The organism is Microcoleus sp. A006_D1 (genome assembly GCF_036702805.1).
GTDB lineage: Bacteria > Cyanobacteriota > Cyanobacteriia > Cyanobacteriales > Microcoleaceae > Microcoleus.
The window spans coordinates 32,903-53,536 of record NZ_JAUBVZ010000026.1; the positions used below are offsets into that span (position 1 = coordinate 32,903).

General features: G+C 46.9%; 20 protein-coding genes. 8 read left to right on the forward strand and 12 right to left on the reverse strand.

Translation table 11 applies throughout. The annotated features are described in order from the left end of the window. Positions 1-166: 166 nt before the first annotated feature. Positions 167-601 (forward strand): CAAD domain-containing protein, encoded by a 435-nt coding sequence (locus tag QUB68_RS28610; RefSeq protein WP_332998325.1) that lies wholly within the window; start codon positions 167-169, stop codon positions 599-601. Between the two features lie 293 nt (positions 602-894). On the opposite strand, the gene QUB68_RS28615 is transcribed toward QUB68_RS28610, so the two are convergent. Then, positions 895-4,560, reverse strand: coding sequence for a CHAT domain-containing protein (locus tag QUB68_RS28615; RefSeq protein WP_332998292.1), 3,666 nt, complete (start codon positions 4,558-4,560; stop codon positions 895-897). A gap of 350 nt (positions 4,561-4,910) precedes the next feature. Continuing rightward, positions 4,911-6,182, reverse strand: coding sequence for an aspartate aminotransferase family protein (locus tag QUB68_RS28620; protein ID WP_332998293.1), 1,272 nt, complete (start codon positions 6,180-6,182; stop codon positions 4,911-4,913). Positions 6,183-6,310: 128 nt separating this feature from the next. On the opposite strand from QUB68_RS28620, the gene QUB68_RS28625 reads away from it, so the two are divergent. Further along, the gene (locus QUB68_RS28625) at positions 6,311-7,588 is read left to right on the forward strand and encodes a ribulose bisphosphate carboxylase small subunit (RefSeq protein WP_332998294.1); all 1,278 of its coding nucleotides are present in this window, start codon (positions 6,311-6,313) and stop codon (positions 7,586-7,588) included. A 98-nt stretch (positions 7,589-7,686) separates the two neighbouring features. Here the strand turns inward: QUB68_RS28625 and QUB68_RS28630 are convergent, their stop codons facing one another. The 3 genes from QUB68_RS28630 to QUB68_RS28640 form a co-directional block, all read right to left on the reverse strand. After that, positions 7,687-10,047, reverse strand: coding sequence for an AAA family ATPase (locus QUB68_RS28630; RefSeq protein WP_332998295.1), 2,361 nt, complete (start codon positions 10,045-10,047; stop codon positions 7,687-7,689). 156 nt (positions 10,048-10,203) lie between these two features. Beyond that, a complete protein-coding gene (locus QUB68_RS28635) occupies positions 10,204-10,551 on the reverse strand; it encodes a hypothetical protein (protein WP_332998296.1) in 348 nt (115 codons plus the stop codon). 29 nt (positions 10,552-10,580) lie between these two features. Continuing rightward, complete coding sequence (locus QUB68_RS28640; RefSeq protein ID WP_332998297.1) at positions 10,581-11,684, reverse strand: ATP-binding protein; 1,104 nt, start codon at positions 11,682-11,684, stop codon at positions 10,581-10,583. Between the two features lie 68 nt (positions 11,685-11,752). Between QUB68_RS28640 and QUB68_RS28645 the strand changes: the two genes are divergently transcribed. Next, positions 11,753-12,052 (forward strand): hypothetical protein, encoded by a 300-nt coding sequence (locus QUB68_RS28645; RefSeq protein WP_332998298.1) that lies wholly within the window; start codon positions 11,753-11,755, stop codon positions 12,050-12,052. On the opposite strand, the gene QUB68_RS28650 is transcribed toward QUB68_RS28645, so the two are convergent. Both QUB68_RS28650 and QUB68_RS28655 read right to left on the reverse strand, forming a co-directional pair. Beyond that, positions 12,032-12,169 (reverse strand): hypothetical protein, encoded by a 138-nt coding sequence (locus QUB68_RS28650; RefSeq protein ID WP_332998299.1) that lies wholly within the window; start codon positions 12,167-12,169, stop codon positions 12,032-12,034. The genes QUB68_RS28645 and QUB68_RS28650 overlap by 21 nt on opposite strands. Next, a complete protein-coding gene (locus QUB68_RS28655) occupies positions 12,169-12,516 on the reverse strand; it encodes a hypothetical protein (protein WP_332998300.1) in 348 nt (115 codons plus the stop codon). Before QUB68_RS28655 ends, QUB68_RS28650 begins: the two co-directional genes overlap by 1 nt. A gap of 529 nt (positions 12,517-13,045) precedes the next feature. Here QUB68_RS28655 and lpdA point away from each other — a divergent pair. The 3 genes from lpdA to QUB68_RS28670 all read left to right on the forward strand — a co-directional run bounded on the left by lpdA (position 13,046) and on the right by QUB68_RS28670 (position 15,862). Beyond that, positions 13,046-14,485: a dihydrolipoyl dehydrogenase gene (gene lpdA, locus QUB68_RS28660; RefSeq protein ID WP_332998301.1), complete on the forward strand. Its 1,440-nt coding sequence runs from the start codon at positions 13,046-13,048 to the stop codon at positions 14,483-14,485. Positions 14,486-14,813: 328 nt separating this feature from the next. Continuing rightward, on the forward strand, positions 14,814-15,308 hold the full coding sequence (locus QUB68_RS28665; protein WP_332998302.1) for a DUF4365 domain-containing protein: 495 nt from the start codon (positions 14,814-14,816) through the stop codon (positions 15,306-15,308). Continuing rightward, positions 15,305-15,862 carry a hypothetical protein gene (locus tag QUB68_RS28670; RefSeq protein ID WP_332998303.1) on the forward strand — a complete coding sequence of 186 codons (558 nt, stop codon included), beginning with the start codon at positions 15,305-15,307 and terminating at the stop codon, positions 15,860-15,862. Before QUB68_RS28665 ends, QUB68_RS28670 begins: the two co-directional genes overlap by 4 nt. A 43-nt stretch (positions 15,863-15,905) precedes the next feature. On the opposite strand, the gene QUB68_RS28675 is transcribed toward QUB68_RS28670, so the two are convergent. Both QUB68_RS28675 and QUB68_RS28680 read right to left on the reverse strand, forming a co-directional pair. Continuing rightward, positions 15,906-17,252: a DUF2254 domain-containing protein gene (locus tag QUB68_RS28675; protein ID WP_332998304.1), complete on the reverse strand. Its 1,347-nt coding sequence runs from the start codon at positions 17,250-17,252 to the stop codon at positions 15,906-15,908. Further along, positions 17,249-18,283, reverse strand: a complete 1,035-nt coding sequence (locus QUB68_RS28680; protein WP_332998305.1) for a mechanosensitive ion channel family protein — start codon at positions 18,281-18,283, stop codon at positions 17,249-17,251. Before QUB68_RS28680 ends, QUB68_RS28675 begins: the two co-directional genes overlap by 4 nt. A 252-nt stretch (positions 18,284-18,535) precedes the next feature. On the opposite strand from QUB68_RS28680, the gene QUB68_RS28685 reads away from it, so the two are divergent. Further along, on the forward strand, positions 18,536-18,859 hold the full coding sequence (locus QUB68_RS28685) for a hypothetical protein (RefSeq protein ID WP_332998306.1): 324 nt from the start codon (positions 18,536-18,538) through the stop codon (positions 18,857-18,859). Between the two features lie 16 nt (positions 18,860-18,875). Beyond that, the gene (locus QUB68_RS28690) at positions 18,876-19,265 is read left to right on the forward strand and encodes an SCO4402 family protein (RefSeq protein ID WP_332998307.1); all 390 of its coding nucleotides are present in this window, start codon (positions 18,876-18,878) and stop codon (positions 19,263-19,265) included. A gap of 64 nt (positions 19,266-19,329) precedes the next feature. Here the strand turns inward: QUB68_RS28690 and QUB68_RS28695 are convergent, their stop codons facing one another. The 3 genes from QUB68_RS28695 to QUB68_RS28705 all read right to left on the reverse strand — a co-directional run bounded on the left by QUB68_RS28695 (position 19,330) and on the right by QUB68_RS28705 (position 20,633). Further along, on the reverse strand, positions 19,330-19,776 hold the full coding sequence (locus tag QUB68_RS28695; RefSeq protein WP_332998308.1) for a DUF7689 domain-containing protein: 447 nt from the start codon (positions 19,774-19,776) through the stop codon (positions 19,330-19,332). Continuing rightward, the gene (locus QUB68_RS28700) at positions 19,777-20,097 is read right to left on the reverse strand and encodes a hypothetical protein (protein WP_332998309.1); all 321 of its coding nucleotides are present in this window, start codon (positions 20,095-20,097) and stop codon (positions 19,777-19,779) included. 104 nt (positions 20,098-20,201) lie between these two features. Continuing rightward, entirely contained in the window at positions 20,202-20,633 is a 432-nt protein-coding gene (locus QUB68_RS28705; RefSeq protein WP_332998310.1) for a hypothetical protein, read from the reverse strand. Between the last annotated feature and the right edge of the window lies 1 nt (position 20,634).

Consider the following 20,634-nt stretch of genomic DNA (forward strand, 5'->3'; position numbering starts at 1 on the left):
AACACCGACTGTTGAACCGGCAGCGGAAGTTACAGCAGTCGAAACCCCGACTGTTTCAACAGTCGGAACGGAGGTTTCAGCAGTCGATATTTCGACCGTTGAAATAGCCGCAGCAGCAGTTGAAATACCTGCCGCCAACCAGCAAAAAACTATTGCGAGTGGAGAAATGACTTCATCAAACGAACCAGAAACAACCGTTATTATCACCGAAATTCCTGCTGAAAATGAAGCAGGCAGTTCGAGCGGTACCACAAAAGTTATAATTACCGAAGAACCGCCAAGTCAGACCCAGCAAATCAAAGAACAAATTATCTCAATTTTGTCGGAGTTTCCCGCTTACATCGGCAGCTTTTACGAGCAGTACAAAAGTCCTCTGACAGTTGTCGGTGTAATTTTAGCCTCGATTGTCTCTTTGAAAGTGCTTTTGGGCATAGTAGACGAACTCAATGACATCCCCCTGCTAGCACCCACATTCGAGCTGATTGGGATCGGATACACCGCGTGGTTTGTATATCGCTATTTGTTGCGCTCTTCCAACCGCCAACAATTAGGTCAAGAAATTCAAGCTTTGAAAGAACAAATTCTCGGCAAAAAATCCTAAATTTTTGCTCGTAATTAGTTGAATTGTACCCGACACTGACAATTTTAAATATATTGTCAGTGTCGGGTTTTTTGATGGTTTAACGCTCTCAAATCCGCGTTAAATCCGCCTTAAAGAGCGGACGTACGATTGAAATCGCGCCTAGACAAACGATGTCCGCCTCCGCGGACTAAGAAATAAACGGGGTATTTAAGCCGGATTTTGTATGACTAATGACTAATGACAACTGTCAACTGTCAACTGTCAACTGTCAACTGACAACTGACAACTGTCAACTGTCAACTGTCAACTGACTAAACCCCAGTAGCCGTAAAAGCTGCCCAGTGATAGGGACTAGCAAAAGGACAGCGTTTGCGGTTGCGAATTTGCTGCAAAGAAGCCTCCGCAATCAGGCGAGAACTTTGAGAAAGCCGATCGAACGTTTGCGCAATCTGAGGTTGAAAATCCGCCAGCAACACCTCCAACTCCTCGCCAGTCAAATCCCGCAGCCACCTTTGAGCGTCCGAAAGCGCTCGCGCCACATCTCCCACCTGCAACCGAGGAAAGTGTCCGAGATTTTCATAAAACTTGCTCGTCAACAGCAGCGTTGAAACATCGTTCACCTTCCAAAGACTGCTGACAACACTAGACGTACCAGCATACAAAAAACCCGCCGACAAACCGACAAAATCTGTAGTACCGCCCTGGGAGCCGGCGGCAATTTCGCAAGCCGATAAAGTAACTAAAAAGTATTGCCGAAAATCCAGATTAAAAATTTCTTCCAAACTCAGAGAATCCTTCCTCAAACACACCGCAGAGTTGAGAGGCACAGCCAGATCGAGCCAACTCAAACAAGCAAAGTGAGCGCAGTTTTTCTGCTGCAACTGCCCTGTTGGCCGGAGGAAATGCCCGTGATTCCCAGACATTGCTCGGGAAAAAGCCTGTTTAATGACTGGCTTCTGGCGCAAAACTTCTGCACTAGAAAAATACTGGGAAATAGTGCCGATTTCAATGTTGCTGTAGAGCGAATTTTTGTTGAAAGTGGGAACTGCCAAAATGTGCTGCAAACGCGGTCTGTAGCGGCCAATAGCAGCGCTGCGCGCGATTTGTTTCAACCGCAAAAGCTGACAGCTAGGAGCATAGCGAATTCCTCCAGCAAATCGATCGATCAAATAAACAGGCGCTGCAACCTCCCCAAAAGCCGAACCTTGAGAAAAATCCGCACCGCTGTGCGTCTCCACATCAAAACCGCTGTTCGATCCCCAATTAGACCTAAAACTGCCCCCGCCGCTTTCAAACCCCTCTCTCACCCCCAGAGGCAAAGCGTGGAGCGGCAAAGCGTGCAAAAATCGGTGCGGCACAAAAATCAGCCGATCGCAATTCTGGGGAATCAGCGCCACCACTCGATCGATTTCCAGCAGCGCAGCCAAACGTTTGAGGCGAGCCGGGAGATGATTGATCCAACGACCTTTTTGTTCAGAATAAGCGCTGAGATACTCCAGGGCCCAACTTTCGGCAGCCACAGCATTTTCCGGCGAACACAGGTGAACGGCGGGATATTTTGCACTCTTCACCACCACAAAAGCCACCAGCAAATCCCCCAAATTCGCCCACACCACAGCAGCGCAATTGGCATCCGGCAACAATTGGCAAATTTGCTCGAAAGTAATCGGTTCAACTTTGCGAGCTAGGCTGAAGAAAGGGTCGTTTGCCTGCACCGATCGAGCAATCAACCCATCCAACTGCTGCCACAATTGATTTAAGTGCATGAAATCCGAGTTCGGCAGCAGAGAACCGCTGTTCAAACCTTGGCTGTCGCCCTCAGACATCAAGGTAGTCTTGTACTCAGACTCTCGCTGTTCTTGGTGGCGCTGTTCCCTGGCTATTTCCAGTTGCAGCGACTCCAGCTCGCCCAGCACCGCTGCGGGAATGTCACCTTTCGGCATCAACTGGCATTTAACCAGCAGTTCTACCAAATTTCGATTTTTGTGGCGTTCGGCGTATTCCAGGGCTTTAGCGCGATATTCCGGCTGGTTGGGGCCAAGTTCTAAGCAAACTTCCACCAGGCCTTGATAGAGTTCAGTCCAAGTGCGGGCTAATTTAGCTTTGGCGGTACTCGCCCGATCGCCCAAATCGGCGGCATCCACCCCAACTTCGCAGCGCAAGAATTCCACAGCCTCGACAGCAGCAGCAAACACGCCGTAGGCGCGAAACAACTCGCCTCGAACTCGGTAAGCTTGACCCAAATAAAATAAAATCTGAGCCCAGCGGTGGGGATAGGTTTCGCGAGTGTAGACTTGGCCGGCACTGTGATAGCAGGCGATCGCGCGCTCCAGGTGAGACGAGTTTTCCGTCTCCGTCAGTTGGGCAAAAGCGCGCCCGAGATAAATTTGCAGCATCGCCCAACGGTTGGGAGCCGACGACTGGGTGTAGACTTGGCAGGCATTTTGGTACCAGACGATCGCGCTTTTGAGGTTGCGGTTTTTTTCGCCTTTGAGGTGTTCGCTGAAAGCGCGTCCGAGGTAGGCACAGAGCATTGCCCAGCGTTCGGGAGTTTTTTGGCGGTTGCAAAAGAGCAAAGCATTTTGATAGCAGGCGATCGCCATTTCGGTATTTTCGGCTTTTTCCCCTGTCACCCGCAGGCTGTAGATCCTGCCCAGGTAAGTTTGAATCCAAGCCCAAGCTTCGGGAAATTTGGTGCGGGTGTAGACTTGCAAAGCATTTTGAAAGCAGGCGATCGCCATTTCCACATTGTCCACCGGATCGCCTTTAATCCGATCCATAAACACCCGGCCCAAATTCCTTTGAGTCGTCGCCCACTGGAGCGGCAAAGCTTCCCGAGTCCGCACTTGCAAAGCTCTCTGGTAGCAGGTGACGGCGTATTCAAGATTTTCGGCTCGGTTCCCCCGCAGCAACTCGCAGTAAGCATTTGCCAAATTATTTTGAGTCGTCGCCCAGCGCCGGGGAAACACCTTGCGGTTGTAGACTTGCAAAGCATTTTGATAGCAAGCAACTGCCAGTTCCAGATTTTGGGCTTTGTCGCCCCGCAGCCGGCGGTTGTAAGCGCGGCCGAGATTGTTTTGAGTGCTCGCCCAGTCTCCCCCGAAAGCCTCGCGGGTGCGAACTTGCAGTGCGTTTTGATAGCAGGCGACGGCGCGTTCGAGATTGTCTGCCAAATCTCCCCTGAGGCGATCGCTGTAAGCGCTTCCCAGATTGTTTTGCAGCGTCGCCCACTGGGATGGGTACTGTTCGCGAGTCCGCATTTGCAGGGCATTTTCAAAGCAAGCGATCGCAATTTCGATATTTTGAGCTTTATCACCTTTAGGGCGATCGGTGTAAGCGTTACCCAGATTGTTTTGCAGCGTCGCCCACTCTTGGGGAAAGTCTTTGCGGGTAAACACCTTAGCAACTGTTTCGTAACCAGCAATTTCGATTTCCAAGTTATTGGCCTTGCTACCGAGGGGAAACCGCCCAATTTTGTTGCTGAGATTGCCGATCGAAGCTGCAATACGCATCGCCTCGGATTCTTTGGCCGCAGCAAGCGTCAAAGTTGCCCAGCGGCGCAGCAGTTGTGCAAAATTCTGGTCGAGTTTGTCTAAATTGGTTTTCAGTAGCGCGTACACGTGCTGCGAATCAGGGCTGCGCGCCACTGCTTGCAATACTTCTGCTAAAAAAACCAGATATGCTACCCCGGTTCTAGAATTGCCCTTTGCAGATTCTAAGGGTTCGATCGTCCTTTGGAAAAATTTAGCAGCTTTGAGCAAACTGTCTCGCGTCAGTGCCGGCACTTCCAAGTAAAGTGTTTGCACGAACCCAAAGTCGATCGACTTTGAGTCAGTCTTCAAAATCAAATCTATTCCTGAGTCCACAGGATTGGACAGCAGCGCTCGGAGCATATTAACATCAGTTTCGCGACGCTGTTCGTCCATCGTGCATTCCGCCGAACTATTAACGATACGATCGCTGCTTCTGTGCAGCAATTAAATCACCTCCTGGTTTAAATTTCAATCTCTAACCGGAGGTAGGAGTCGCCGAGGGAGATTAAAGAAACTAGCTTTTTCTACCATAACTATCGCCACCACGTATTTGCCTAAAAAAACAGGTTTCTGTGCAAGTCCTAAACTTGACAAACCCGCCCCGACTGACTTGCAGCGGGGCGGGTTTAATTTTTACCCTGATAGATTTTAGACTGCGAAACCGGATTTTTTGGCAACTATAGGGTTTTCTAACGAGAAATCTCGAAATAAACCGGGTTTAGTCTCAATAACGCGCCGACAGATGGCGATCGCCAGTTGTAGCCCTAAAGCCAACTAAAATCAACTCAGTAGATTTAGTGTACCGCTTGAGAGCGCAACGCTGACTCAACGGCAAGCAAAGCCCGATCGACTTCAGCAGCAGAGACAATCAGCGGCGGAACAAACCTCAGCACTTTGGGCCCTGCGGGAACCAACAGCACACCAGCGGCGATCGCAGATTTAACAATATCACCCGATGTCAGCGGGATATCAGCCTGCAATTCCATCCCCACAATCAAGCCCCAGCCGCGCACCTCAGCAATCAAATGCGGATATGCGGCCGCCAGCTTGTTGAGGCCAGCTTTCAACTGTTTTCCGCGCTGCTGGACGTTTTCCAGAAGGTTTTCCCGTTCTAAAGTTTGGCACACGCACAAAGCTACAGCGCAGGCAAAAGGATTGCCGCCGAAAGTGCTCGCGTGACTTCCCGGTTCAAACACATCGCAGCTCGACTTGCACAGCATAGCGCCGATCGGGATACCGCCGCCCAACCCCTTCGCAGAGGTAAAGATATCCGGTTCAATCCCCAGATTTTCGTAACCCCAATATTTGCCACTGCGCCCCATCCCGACTTGCACTTCATCGAGAATCAGCAAAATGCCTTTTTCGTCGCAAATTTCCCGAATCCGCTGGAAGTAGGCGACATCTCCGGGGCGAACTCCGCCTTCACCTTGCAGCGCTTCCAGCATAATTGCAGCTACTTGGCGTTCGTCTTTGTCGAGTTCGTCGATCGCAAGTTCGATCGCGCTAATATCGTTATAAGGCACATAGTGAAATCCCGGAACCAGCGGGCTAAAACCCTTCTGATATTTAGGCTGTCCCGTCGCCGTAATCGTCGCCAAAGTCCGCCCGTGGAAACTCGCAACAGCGGTGATGATTGTCGGATTCGAGATCTTTAATTTTTCGTGGGCGTACTTGCGGGCGAGTTTAATCGCCGCTTCATTAGCTTCCGCGCCGGAGTTGCAAAAGAAAGCTCTGTCCGCGCAAGAATGGTCTACAAGCCACTTTGCCAGCTCGCCCTGTACGGGGATGTAATAAAGATTAGAAACGTGGTGCAGGGTCTGAATTTGCTGAGTTACCGCTGCAATCATTGCGGGGTGGGCGTGTCCCAGAGTGCAGGTAGCAATACCCGCCACAAAATCGAGATATTCGCGGCCCTCGGTATCCCAAACGCGACAGCCGAGGCCCCGTTCCAGGGATATATTAAAACGCCCGTAGGTCGTCATTACATATTTGTCAAAGCTTTCGGGACTAAACGGGCTGGCTTCGACTTGGACTAAGGGTTCTTTTAGTAAGGTTTGTGGACTCACGAATTGCTCCTTAAAAAATCATGTGCTGGTCTCGATTGTACGGTAAAAATCCAGCTTCGCGGTGTAGGATGTTACTTTTGTCATAAACTCATAACAGTAACAGCAATAAATCCCTCACAAATCTACCGATGAGTTATTACATTTCTCCTAACTTTCTCGATAAAGTTGCGGTGCACATCACGAAGAACTTTTTAAATTTACCCGGCGTAAGAGTTCCCCTAATTTTGGGAGTTCACGGCCGCAAAGGAGAAGGCAAAACTTTTCAAGCCGAACTGGTTTTTCAGCGGATGGGCTTTGAACCCGTGATGATATCTGGCGGGGAATTAGAAAGTCCCGATGCGGGAGATCCGGCGCGTTTAATTCGCTTGCGCTACCGGGAAGCTGCGGAGCAAATTCGGGTGCGCGGCGAGATGTGTGCAATTTTTATTAACGATTTGGATGCCGGTGCTGGCAGGTTCGATACTACTACTCAATATACTGTCAATACTCAGATGGTCAATGCCACTCTGATGAATATTGCGGACAATCCAACTAACGTGCAGTTACCGGGAAGTTATGACAACACACCGCTGCACCGAGTGCCGATTATTGTCACCGGAAATGACTTTTCTACTCTGTACGCGCCGCTGATCCGCGACGGGCGGATGGAAAAGTTTTATTGGGAACCCAGCCGGGATGATAAGATTGGGATTGTTGGGGGAATTTTTGAGTCGGACAAATTGTCAAAAACCGAGATTGTGGGGTTAGTGGATAATTTTGCCGATCAGGCGATCGACTTTTTTAGCGCTTTGCGATCGCGCATTTACGACGAACAAATCCGCGAATTCATTCACAAAATAGGAATCGAGCGAGTTTCCAAGCGTTTGGTAAACACTCTGGAAGCACCGCCAGATTTTCCCAACCCGAATTTCAGCCTCGCTCATTTATTAGAAATGGGCAGTTTGATGGTTGGCCAACAAAAGCGGGTGCAGGAAATGCGCTTAGTAGATGAATACAACCAATCGCGGCTGTTCAATGTTCCCGGAAGCGTCAATGTTCCTGCTGCTGCGCCAACGCAAAGCCAATTAAACGATCCATCCTCGAAATATTATAAGGCTTACGTCGAGCCAAGTTCTGAAGTTGGTAACGGTCAAGCTGCGCGGCTGAGTTCCGAGGTATTGCAACAAGTGCAGCAGTTGTTAGCAAGGGGCTGCAAAATTGGCATGGAATATGCAGACAATCGCCGATTTAAGACTGGTTCTTGGCAAAGTTGCGCGACCATTCAAACTGCACAGGAAAAAGATGTGGTTGCATCTTTAGAAACTTGTTTGGCGGAACATGGCGGCGAATACGTGCGGCTGATTGGTATCGATCCAAAAGTTAAGCGGCGGGTAGTTGAAACAATTATTCAGCGGCCGAATGGTTGATTTTTAAAGTTAAAGTAGGGTGCGCCATGCGCACCTGACAAAATCTCTAAGAGTAAAAACTCTGTGTCCTCTGCGTTCTCTGCGGTTAATCAAAAACATTAGGATGATGCAAACCAGCGGCGAATTAATTCTACTTGGAAACGGTAGCCTTCACTAACTTCCTCAATCAATTCGCGTTGCAGAAGTAAATTGAGAGCATCGGATTTATCGGGAAAGTGTTGCAAAATAGTTAATCGGCTGACTATTGCCGCTTCCCCTTGTGCTGCCAAAAACTGCAAAATAGCTAATCCTGCTGCATCTGCTTGATTGCTTTGAATATCGGCAAAAAAGAAACTGCCAACACTTAAAGCCTCTGGGATTGCTGCTTCTACATCGGCTAAGGTTGCGAGTCGGCGGATAGATGGATCTTGCTCATTTTTTAGTGCGATAATTTCAGCACAGAGGAGTTGGATTAGGAAAGGATGACAGCGGGTGAGTTGCAAAACTCGATCGACCGCATTCGGTTCGTAGCGCAGGGTAAAATCTTGGACGGGTTGCTCAATTAGTTGACGCGCTTCTGGTTCTTTCAGGTAGCTGATATGAACCACTTGGACATTGATTAAATAGCTAGCCCAACGCTGAAATTCTTCTATTGTATGGGAACCAGCTAGCATTACTTTGAAGCGGGGACGATGTTGAATCAGGTGACGCAACATTCCCAGAACATCCTCCTCATCAAAGCGTCCTTTTGTGATGGCATTATCTAGCGCCTCGAATTCATCGAAGGCAAGCAGGGCAATATTTTGTTGTAGCGCTGCTTCTACTTTGTCCAGCCATTCATCAAAGCGGGTGAAAGGGTCATCTTGAAGTGTTTCGCGGTCAAGAGATGGGAGAATTAACGCACTTTGGCGCTGGGATGAGTTTGCCATACTCCTAGCGATATTGTAGAGAAACCCAGCAGAATCACTTGCTGATGAAACTGGGCCTTGCAAGTCTACAAACATGGGAATGATAGTGCTCGGTAGCAAGCGCCCCAAGTTGTTGAGTAGGGAAGTTTTGCCCATGCGCCGCTGACCGTAGAGTAACAAAGGAGGGCGGCGGCGGTCTAGAAGTAATTGCTCGATGCGCGTACCAATATCAGCACGTCCGGTGAAGATTTCCTCTTGTTCTGTCAGGGGTACGCCGATGATATAAGGGTTGTCGATTTCTTGTCGCAGTTCAACTGCTTTCGCCTGTTCTTGCACATAGTCGGTGACAATTTCATACCAACAGGTAGCAATGGGGCGAAAGCGTACTAAATATTTATCACTGCTGCGGGTCAACTCTCGAATGAAACCATTTAATCTTTCTGCTATAGCAGTTAGGGCTAAACGCTGATTGTAAGAACTATTTTGGTTGAGGGCTGCTGCTACGTCCTCGCTGATGCGGCTAAAGCTACTTAGGAGAGAACTAACTTGGCTATTCAGTTTTCCAAGGGCTAGATTGCGGTAGGCTTTACTGATAGCAACTACATCTGTACAATGTTCTAATTCCCGTGCATCAAGTTCAATTTGTACCGCTTGTGCTGCCCAACGCTGACGGCTTGTACTTAAATAATTGAGTGCGGCTTTGCCCTCTGGTGGGTTACGCTGTATTACTAAGAGAACGTGCTGGTCTAAGCCTTGCAGGGGAAGGCGCTGCCACTCATCCCAAAAAGCAGAATGCCAATATAAGAAATGGAATTTATTGCTGATACCTAGTTTGTCCAGTTGATATAGCAGAAAATTCCCAACTGTAACGAAGGGATAAAGCAGTACAGGCAGCCATAAATTTACAGTCATTCCCACGCCGAACGCCACGCCGAACGCCACGCTCACCACGCCGAACGCCACGCCGAACGTCACGCCCGACGCCACGCCCACCACGCCCACCACGCCCAACCCCACGCCGAATTCCACGCCCGACCCCACGCCCAACGGCACACCCAACGCCACGCCCACCACGCCCAACCCCACGCCCAACGGCACACCCAACGGCACGCAGAACGGCACGCAGAACGCCACGCCCAACACCACGCCCAACTCCACGCCCGACGCGATGCCCAACACCACGCCCGACGCGATGCCCAACGGCACGCCGAACGCGATGCCGAACGGCACGCCGAACGGCACGCCGAACGACACGTCCAACGCCACCATTGCTGGTGGAAAACCCAATCCGCAGAGTACCAAAGTAAGGGCTAAACCAGCCAAAACAGGCAATATCAGATTTCCTTGGATTAGCAATCGCCACAAAGCCAGCTTCCGCCAGCGCTGTTTTCTAATCAAAATAAGTAGAGAAGAATCAAACTTTAAGTCCGGGTCAATGCGGGTTAAATGATTACGGAAAGCTGAGGGGTGAATTATTATCCACCAGAGGAGTTGCAGGCTACCCAGAATTAGGTTGGGATGCTGTTCTGGTGCATTGGTGTAGGCGTTGCGCGGCACATTTTGCGAGGTCATTTTGGTTGGAAATTTTTCATGGCTTACACATCAAGACCAAAGAAACCGGGTTTTTTACCTAATCTCCGGGCTGCGACGAACAATTTTCGTAAAAAAACCCGGTTTCTGACTATCCGTGCTTAAGCCCTATTTTGTCAGTTTTCTCAGCCTGGGTATTCAGTACGATCCTTGCAGCGCTTCCCATTCTTCCAGAGGTAAAGCAGGTTCAAAGGGGTCATCGTAGTAATTGACCGTCCCTTGCAAGGGATAATGCAAAGTATGGACAATTGCCTGATTAACCCAACTAAGATAATTATTTAATTCTTCATAATCCTGCAACTCTTGCAATTCTTCTGAAGTGAGTTCAACTACATTTCTTTTAGCTGTTAATATTTCAATTCGCTCCAGGAAAAACCTAGAAGCGCGAAATACCAGAACTCCTTGTGCTAACTCCACCCTCAGAGCTCCTTCACTTGGCAAAGTTTTGGGTAAACGCTCCAACTTTATCGGTAAATTAGTTGTCATAGTATCGCTCTAAAAATGTTAGTTTCAGTTTATTTAGATTGTAAATCAGCAAATGGTTTTAGTTGCTCTAACCCTTCTTCGCGCCAATTATCCCCTGTTTCCCCCTCTTCCAGACTAAATAATCGTTCTCGACAAAGGATTTGCAGCAGCAGAGGCCAGCATTCACTTTGATTCAAAATCCACTCAACATCCTCATCAGCAAAAGGAATGGGCGAACTACCTATCAACTCCCGCGCCTCAGCTTCTGTCATAGCTCCCAGAGTTTTAGTATATCCAAAAATATTGAAAAAAGGCGAACTATGTCCCGTGCTACTCGCTAATTCGATCGGTGATTCAGGAGCTGCTAAAATAAACCCTAGATTTCCATTTGTTTGGTTGGTTGCCAAAGAGCGCAAACTTTCCCAAAACCCATCATCTAATTCGGGACAGCGTTGTAAACCGACACCAATTTCGTCTAGTAATATGACTGTGGGCTGATGTAAATTACGGCTAACCAGATCCATAAATCTATCCAAGTCGCAAGGATTAGGCACTGCCATTTTTAGGGATTCTAAAATGTAGCGCAGCAGCCCTTCCCGATTCTGAAGTCGCGAATCTTGAAAATCTACAAATATCCAGCGATAGTTTTCTGGATAGGGCAACCATTCAGATTTTTGATTGGGACGTAATTTTTCTATTGGGGTGGTGGTAATGTTTTTTAAGTATTGTAGCAGAGAAGTTTTGCCACTGCGCTTTTTGCCGATAATGGCGGCATTTTGCAATGGCTGTCGTTTGATCAAATTGAATAGGCGTTTGAGTTCCTTCTCGCGCCCAAAGAAGCAGCGCGGATTGGTGATGGGATTGCCAGTTATAAACGGGGAAGTTTCTCCAAAGGTTGGTTGTGAATTAGGCTGAGGTGACTGGGAATTTGTTATTTCTATATCCGCAATGGTTTTCCACTCATACCCCAATTGATCACTAATTTCAACAAAATACATATAATCAACAGGTAGTCCCGCCAGAAATCTCTTGACAGTGGATAACCCAATTCCCAATCCTTCAGCCAAAACCCTCTGACTAGGAAAGCCGTTCCGCCCTAAAGCAGATTTTACTTGTTCGATGTACCCTGGAGAAACTTTAAGCGAACGCCCCATAATTATCAACAAATAATATTTATTCGATTCTTAATCTGCAATAGGTTTATAAAGTTACAGCAAGATAAATGTCTAATGATTTAAATATTAACCAACAATTCTTGTGTGATAATTCTAGCAAAATCGATCGCACTCCTCAACAAGAACTTTTGCATCAAGCTCATTCCTATTCTCTGGCAATACGTGGACTCATCATCACCAGTGTTTTGCTCTATCTTGTAGGTATCGGTTCCTTTGTAGCTGGCAAAGTTCCAGAAGGAACAATTAACACCGCCAGCGAGTTAACACTCAAGATCCTGTTTGTGCTCGTCAAGCTGGAGAAACAAAATACCGATCGCCTCGATCGCCTATCCAAACACCAAGACTAACCACAGTATAACCGCTGGGGCGATCGCACTTGAACGGCAAAATCCAGCCGGGGCGATCGCCCGCCAGCATATATCATCCGTCATTTGCCGGACATGATTGATTAAAATTTGTCGCACTACTGATTAGATTCCGGGCGTTTCTCGCGTTTTTTCTGAATAAACTGTTCCAAATCCGCGATCGCATCTTCAAAATCCGACAAATTAATCTTCGCAGATTTAGCCTTCTGCGGCGGACTCGAAGGCGGACTCGCAGACTTAGCTTGAGGCTGCGGAGACTGAGGCTGTGCCACATCAGGGTTGGAAGCTTCTATATAATCAAACAATTCATCCAGGGACTGAAAAAAAGATTGAGCCGAGGCCCGGCGTGAATCTTTCAAATCATCGTCTTCCATCATAAGCCACTCCATAGACTTCAAAACTTGCCGAGAAACTCGCGATCGCCCGCGCGTGCAGATATTAGACATGAAAACCCCAATCAGCTAAAACCCTTTATAACTCTCACTTTGATCCGAGGCCAGATCCCCCTCGCATCCCCCGAAAGCAAGGGGGACTTTGAGAAGAATTTTGCCGAATCTCGATCCTCTTAAATCCCCCTACCTAATTGTTGGGGAACTTTGATCACTTCCGGTTCCCCCCTTGCTTTCGGGGGGCTAGGGGGGATCAGGGCCTAAGCATCAAACAGTATACCCGCACTGCATTTGACTTTCAGTTGACACGGCTTGCGCATTGTCAGCCATCAATCTGTACTTAACTTTACACCCGCCTACAGGGTGATTTGAGACTTGGCGCACACTCAGCTCAAAATCATCGACCCTAAAAAAAATCTCAGTTACTGTCTAATTAACCCTAGTCTAGTCGAGAATAAGGACACAGGACTTATGCAACTATTACCGCTGTTCAAGGATTGCGATCGCAACCTACAAGCTTAAAATGACAGACATACGGTGTTTTTGCTTGAGTCCTAAGATTTCAAAGGCATTAGGAGATTTTAAGGTGACTCAGGGATTTGATTACGATTTAGCAATTATCGGCGCTGGCGTGGGCGGACATGGGGCCGCCATACACGCGGTTAGCTGCGGGCTGAAAGTGGCAATTATCGAAGCGGGCGACATGGGCGGGACTTGCGTCAACCGTGGCTGCATTCCCTCCAAGGCGCTGTTGGCGGCTGCGGGGCGGGTGCGGGAGTTGCGGAATGCCCACCACCTCAAGACTTTTGGGATTCAGTTGGGAAGTGTGGATTTCGATCGCTCTTCGATCGCCAATCATGCTAATACTATGGTTAGCAAACTTCGCGGCGATCTGACCAACAGCCTCAAGCGTTTAAACGTCGATATCATCCAAGGTTGGGGCAAAATTGCCGCTGCTCAAAAAATCACCATCGAAACGGATAAAGGCGAGAAAACTATTACCGCCAAGGATATTATTCTCGCCCCCGGTTCGATTCCCTTCGTCCCTCCTGGGATAGAAATTGACGGCAAAACTGTGTTTACCAGCGACGATGCTGTCAGATTGGAATCGCTACCGAAGTGGATTGCAATTATTGGTAGTGGGTATATCGGTTTAGAGTTTTCGGATATTTACACAGCCCTCGGCTGCGAAGTTACGATGATTGAAGCTCTAGATCAATTGATGCCAACTTTTGACCCGGATATTGCTAAATTAGCAGAACGAGTGTTAATTGCACCTCGCGATATTGAAACAAAAGTTGGTTTGTTGGCCAAGAAAATTATCCCCGGTTCGCCCGTAATTATTGAATTAGCTGATTTCAAAACTAAGGAAGTTGTCGAAATTTTGGAAGTTGACGCTTGTTTGGTAGCGACTGGCCGAGTTCCGGTCAGCAAAAATTTGGGATTAGAAACTGTTGGCGTAGAAACCATGCGCGGTTATATCCCAGTCAACGATAAGATGCAGGTTTTGGCGGCGGGAGAACCGATCGCGAATTTGTGGGCGATCGGCGATGTTAATGGCAAAATGATGTTAGCACACACTGCATCTGCTCAGGGAATTGCTGCTGTAGAAAATATTTGCGGCCGCACTCGCGAAGTTGACTATTTGAGTATCCCGGCGGCGGCTTTTACTCACCCAGAAATTAGCTATGTGGGGATGACTGAACCTGCGGCGAAGGAGTTAGGAAAAACCGAAGGGTTTGAGGTCGCTTCTGTCAAGACTTATTTTAAGGGAAATTCTAAGGCTATTGCGGAGGGTGAAACTGACGGTATGGCTAAGGTGATTTACCGGAAAGATAATGGGGAATTGTTGGGAGTTCACATTTTTGGTTTGCACGCTTCGGATTTGATTCAGGAAGCTGCAAATGCGATCGCCCAGCGCGATTCTGTGAACACTTTAGCATTCCGAGTTCACACGCATCCGACGCTTTCGGAAGTGCTGGATGAGGCTTTCAAACGGGCGGCCGGGGCCGCGGGCGGTCATTAATTTGGGAGGTGGCTTCCGAAGGCTGTCAATTCAAGTTTTAACCGTTGAGCGATCGCGTTTGTAGTCGAGTCTTGATGCCCCTAAATCCCCCTTAAAAAGGGAGACTTTGAATGTCTTGTCCCTCCCCGTTTTCGTAGGGCAACCCCCCGTGGTTGCCCGAATTCGGGGGGATGGAGCGGTTTATTGGAGCCACAGGAGGCTGATAGTTTGATGTGTTTGTTGGGAGGATCTCATTTTTGCAAAAACCATTTTTTTACAGTGCGATCGTCCCCGCTCGCGAGCTGTATAATACTCGCTAGCGATCGCGATTTTTGATAATTGTGTTTAAATGGAACTAAATCAGCGAAAAGAACTATTTAGCAAAGCTTACGTGCGCGCTGTGGCAGCAGTAGCCGGCTGTTCAGTAAATCAGCCTGAAGATGACTATGACAGCACTGATCTGCGAATCAAGGCTAGAAGCATTGAGGGGGCTATATCTTACCCGCAGCTAGATTTACAGTTAAAATGTACTTCAAAGTATGTACTTGACGCCGAGTGTATCCGATATCCTCTCATTCTCAAAAATTATAATGATTTGAGAATCAATTGCCAAATTCCCCGCATTTTAGTTCTGGTGGTAGTACCGGAAAATGTAACAGATTGGATACAGCAATCTGAACAGGAAATGTTGATAACATCTTGTGCTTACTGGGTATCGCTGCGGGGGTTGCCAGTTACTCAAAATATCAAGAGTGTGACTGTTGAATTTCCTCGCAGCAACCTGTTTACTGTAAAAGCTATTGAATCCATGATGCAGCGAATTAGTCAAGGAGGTTTCCCATGAAAGTAACTGTACGCGATCGCAAAGTGTTTGAGACTATAGAACCAAGTGTACTGGCAGAATACTTGCAAGCACACTGCTGGGAAAAAGTCGGCTTATTCTATGAATATACCTGGGTTTGGCACAAAAAAGATGATTCAGGTGAGTTGTTTGAGGTCAAGCAGCCTACGAAACAAAATTTTGACGATTACGGTTTGCTGATAGGTGATACTCTCAAGGAACTAGAACGGTTAGAAAAGCGTTCTCAATTAGAGATTTTAAGCGATTTAATTACTTGTTTAGAAAATACTGAAATTCAAGGATTTATTGTCAAAGTCGATCGCCAAGCAGGGGAGAAAATTGGTAAAGTTGCGATGATGGGATTTGTGGTTGGTAAGTTGCAAAAAATCTATCTCGACTTGAATGAAAATGATTTGATTCTGGCACTGAAAGCTTATCAGGAAAGAATTCCGGTAATATGCGACGGCGATTTTGTCAAGGAGGGAAAATATTTTGCTGGGAAAAATTTGCGGAATTTTGCTTTGATGGCAGAGGAAGAAGGGAAAATAGTAATTTGAAGGGCTTGCCATAATTACCAATAACCACATTTTTCCTCGTAGCTCATTCCTGCTCTATAGCTTTTAATGCTGCTAAATATCGCTCTTGAATATCTTTGCGATCTAATTCATCAAAATTGGCCTGCTGGCTGGCGCGATCGATCAAATCTGCGTGTCGCTTGAGTGCTGTTCGGTGTGTGGTTCGATCGGTGAAACGCGCGACAACTGCGATCGCCTCTAGCAAGCGCATCGTGACAGCTACATTCGATTTTCCATTCTGTCGAATTTGGTTAAAGGCTGCATCGATCACATCTGCAAAGGCGATGGGTTCAGCAATCATCCGCAACTGGTTGCTGTCGTCGTAGCGGTACGGAGAGGGAATATCTCTTTGGGTTAAACGACAAAGGGCTGCACTCAGTTGGTCAATACAGCGGATAGCCGTAAACGGATCGTTGATTCCTGGGGAAAGAGCGCGTACTGCAATCTCCACGAGTTGATCGATCGAAAACTCCACATCCTGCTTCTCTGTTCGCTGTGAACCAACGAGAAAGGCATCATTAATCTTGGATACAAGTTGCTCGTTTACCTCTTTTCCCGGAAAGACTTGTGCGAGTTCAATTCCTTCGACAATAAAGCGACCGGGGCGTTGTAGAATTTGTAGCAGCAGGTTATGCTCGGTCGCAACTTGCATTAGTTCGTGATTATTAATGGCTTGAATGTAACCGCCATTGATTGCTTTAATTGGACGGGCATCTCGATCGAAATTAGCTGGAATATTAGCGGCAATATCCGATTGGTTGTCTTGCTGTTTGTTTTTGGATTTACTCGTGCCAATATTTTCTGGAAACAGTCGATCGATCGCGCGATCGAGTTCGTCACCAACTACTTTAATCACATGATCTACCTGAATCGATGAGGCAGAATGATGAATGAAGTAAATTAATACGCCAATGCTGGCGATCGCCAAACCAATGCCGCAAGTTACCGCCAAGTGGGGGACAAACTCATTTTTTTCTGACCCATTGATAGTTCGCAGCACCATCAAGCTATACACAAATGTAGAAATGAAAGTTCCCAGCACAATTTGGTTTCCCCTGTCTTGCATGAAGTTACGCAGCAAGCGAGGGCCAAACTGGGAAGATGCAAGCTGAAGGGCAACGATCGTAATTGAAAAAGCAGTGGTTGCAACGCTCATCATTGAACTGGCGATCGCAGAAAGAATCGCGCGCGAGCCGCTAGGGCCGAGAGTATAGGCCCAACCCAATTCTCCAATCAGTTGGGTTTTTTGATTTTGGTCGATCCAGATGGTGACAAACGAAAGTGCGATCGCCAAAAAAACCATGACGGTTGGCACAAACCAGAAACTCGAATTTAAGGAATCCCAAAAGTTGCTGAATTTTGTATTTTTCACCGATCGTTCCCTTCAGTATATTTATTGTTAGAAATTACTTGGCCATCCTCAGATTTATTGCGTTGAGACTCGATTGCGGCAAGTTGTCTGAGGGCGTAGCTGATACTGCGCGATTTGGGAACTTCAGCTTGTCCGGCGGGCCAGCCTTCTCGCTGCCGCTTGCGATCGCCGTCTGTGTCTTCTGTCTGATCGTGGAACAAAATCTGCTGAGTTGGGAAGGGCAGATCGATCCCATTTGCTACTAGCTTGTTTTTAATCTTAGTTAATACGCGGTCTTGAAAATCTAAGAGTTCGGCACGGCGAGGAGGCTGCACCCACCAGCGGGCCCGAATGTTAACACTGCTACCAGCTAATTCTACGACGATCGCATCGGGAGCCGGATCTTTTAGCACTCCATCTACTTCATGAATTGCCTCTAAAATTAATTGTTTCGCAGTATCAATATCATCGCTATAGCCAATGCCAATGTCATACTGCAAACGGCGATTTTCAAACGCTGTGTTCACGATGACTGAGTTAGTAAATAGTTCCGAGTTCGGAATTACAATGCGCCTACCATCATAGGTTTTGATTATCGTCGCCCGCGTTTGAATATTTTCTACAGTTCCTTCAAAGTCTTTGAATACAATTTGGTCATCAATGTGGAAAGGTTCAGTCAGCAGGATCAAAACACCCGCCAGAAAATTTTGCAGGATATCGCGAAACGCAAACCCGATCGCCACACCACTAATTCCCAATAGCTGAATGAGATCGCTGGCTTTGATGGAGGGAATGACAACCGACAGAGCAATAAACAATCCTGTAAGAACGGTTGCTCCTTGTGCTAATCGTCCCAGCACCAATCCTAAATTGCGAGCTTGACGGTGGGCGCTGGTTAGTTTTCTGACCGTTCGTTTCAGGGTTTGGCCAATAAAACAGAAAATTGCGAAAACAATCAGTGCTAGTACAATATTTGGTAATAAAATCAGGAAATCATTGGCCATTGCCTGGATTTTACTCCAAACATCGGTGATTTTTGCTGTTGTATTCACAAGAGTTTTAGCTAATAGATAAAGTCAGATTTTATGCCAAAAGGATGGAGTCTGCCTCTACCAAAGGTTAGGAATTTGCGGAAGTGGATCGCCCTGAATGCCTGCTATCTTGTTTGGGGCGCTGGTAAATGGGCGATCGAATTTTGAGCTAATTCGAGAAATTATTCAGTTTGGGCGATTCCCTACGGGATAGCTTCCCTTGTGTTAAAATTGCTATAGAAAAACAGGACTAAGCCTAGACCAAGGTGCGAGGTGATTTCAAGTCAAGATTGGACATTTCCAGAAGCAGCTAGCCAGAAAATACCCCAATCCTGGGGCGATGCACAGCCAAATAAAAAGAAACCGGGTTGGCGCTGGCGAGATCCAACAAATCAGGGAAATGGCGTGAGAATTGACAGAGGGGATGCAGATAATAGTTTTCCTTCTCAACAAGTAGACCACGTTATTCTTAGAAAAGACGGTGAAGTTATCGCCAGAAATGGTCAACCAATCATCGGTAGTATCAAAAATAATCCCACAGAAGCTCATATTCCTTTAGATGAATGGTTGCAGTGGCAAACCTGGTACGCACCTTAGTACAGGAGAAACTTGTATGGTACAATATCCGAAAATGAGAGAAGAGTTATTAGAGACTCTCCGCAGTTTGAGCGATCGAGAATATCAGCATAAAGCTTGGGTAGAGAGCGATTATCCGCCAGGAATCGAGTACGATAGTTTTGATGAGGCGGTTCATTTTCTGTACGACGATACAGTATTGGCAGAAAATCCTGATGCGGCAATCGGAGTAATTATTGAAAATGAAAAAGAAGCCCGTTCGATCGCAGCAGTTTGTCAGGCTATAGATTTAGTTTTTGATGTGTTGGGGACAGAAGCTTCAGATGAGGATTATATTAACTCTTCTGAGTGGATAAGCGTAGTTGAGGCGGCATCGAAAGCGTTGCAGGCTATGGAAACTAAATCGCAGCAAGCGGTTAAGGTTTAAGTTAAAGTGCAATTCCTTGCGGGATAGCTACAGCGCGTACTTTATAGTAATTCAGTAATAACTACTATTTTGCCAATATTGGTCTTTTCATTACACAAGCCACTTTTCCATAGGCTTGATATGAACCCTCTAGCCCTTCTAGAGTATGAATGATGTCCTCCAAATCTCCACATTTACTTGTCCAATCTCCCGAAGGACTCTGCCTAGCCATGTGTGTTGGGATTTCATCTTCATCTACATAAATTGCTACTTTCTCAAAAGCGACTTCGGGATTACTGCTCTCACAAATCTGATATCCTAAAGTTTGAAAAGCACTTATGAAAGCTGGTAAAGATTCGATTCGCGGTTCTTCAGGCCAGTAATAAGGACGTTGAGAGATGGGCCACCAAGGGCGATCGCACACGCCAGCGGCCCAAGCAACACAGTTATAATCAGGTGTTCTTGGACTTTCTACGCTGTATGTAGTGTTTCGGAGGTTGGGGAAACGAATTTCTAATGAAACAGACTGCATCTAAATTAATTTCTGCTCCCTACCCCATTGTAACCAAGCTTCAACGGCTTGTTTAAAGTTGTCTTCAGGGCCAACTGGATCTTGCTTTGCGATCGCGGTAAGGGCCATAAACCAATGATCGGGTTGTCGCTCAAGTTCACGCAGAATCAGCGGGATAACTGGTTTACCGATGCTAATAATTTTTTGGTAAGCAGGATGATTTAATTTTTTGGTGGGTGAAGAGAACATTTCTGTGTCATAACGCCATTTTTCTGCAAGTTCTAAAAATGTTTCTTCCAATGGCTGCTGAGTTTGTAAGTCGGAATGCTCTAGTTTATCCATGAGCTGTAATCGCGCTGTTGATTGGCTTTATGGGATTATAGCATTGTATTGGGCTCTGGTGAAAAGGGCGATTCATGCTCAGGATAGCTTCCCTCGATCGCACTTTAAGCAGAATGCTGCAAATCAGGCTGACTTTTGGCAACAACAAAAGGAGATTCGACATCAATTAGCCAGTTTTCATCAATAACTGTGTGATTCGTATCTAAAATCAGAGTCAGTTCGCCAATTTCCTCATCGTCATCATCGCTAACTACGTTGTTTTCGCTAGCAGATAAATCTGCTTTGAGTAAAAATTTAAGCTTGATCCAGTGAGAAGTGGGATGGTTGTTGATAATGTTTGTGCCGAGCGATCGGCCGATCAACTCTGCACAGATAGGATGAATAAAAGCAATCTCTTCATAGAACTTATTATTGCTATCCCAGTAACCTCTTATTTTGTAATTACAGGATTCTAAATGTTGGGTGACGAGGTGATTTATATGAATAGGTTCTAAGATTTTAGCAAGTTCATCCCAATTATTGGGTAAAGATTCCATT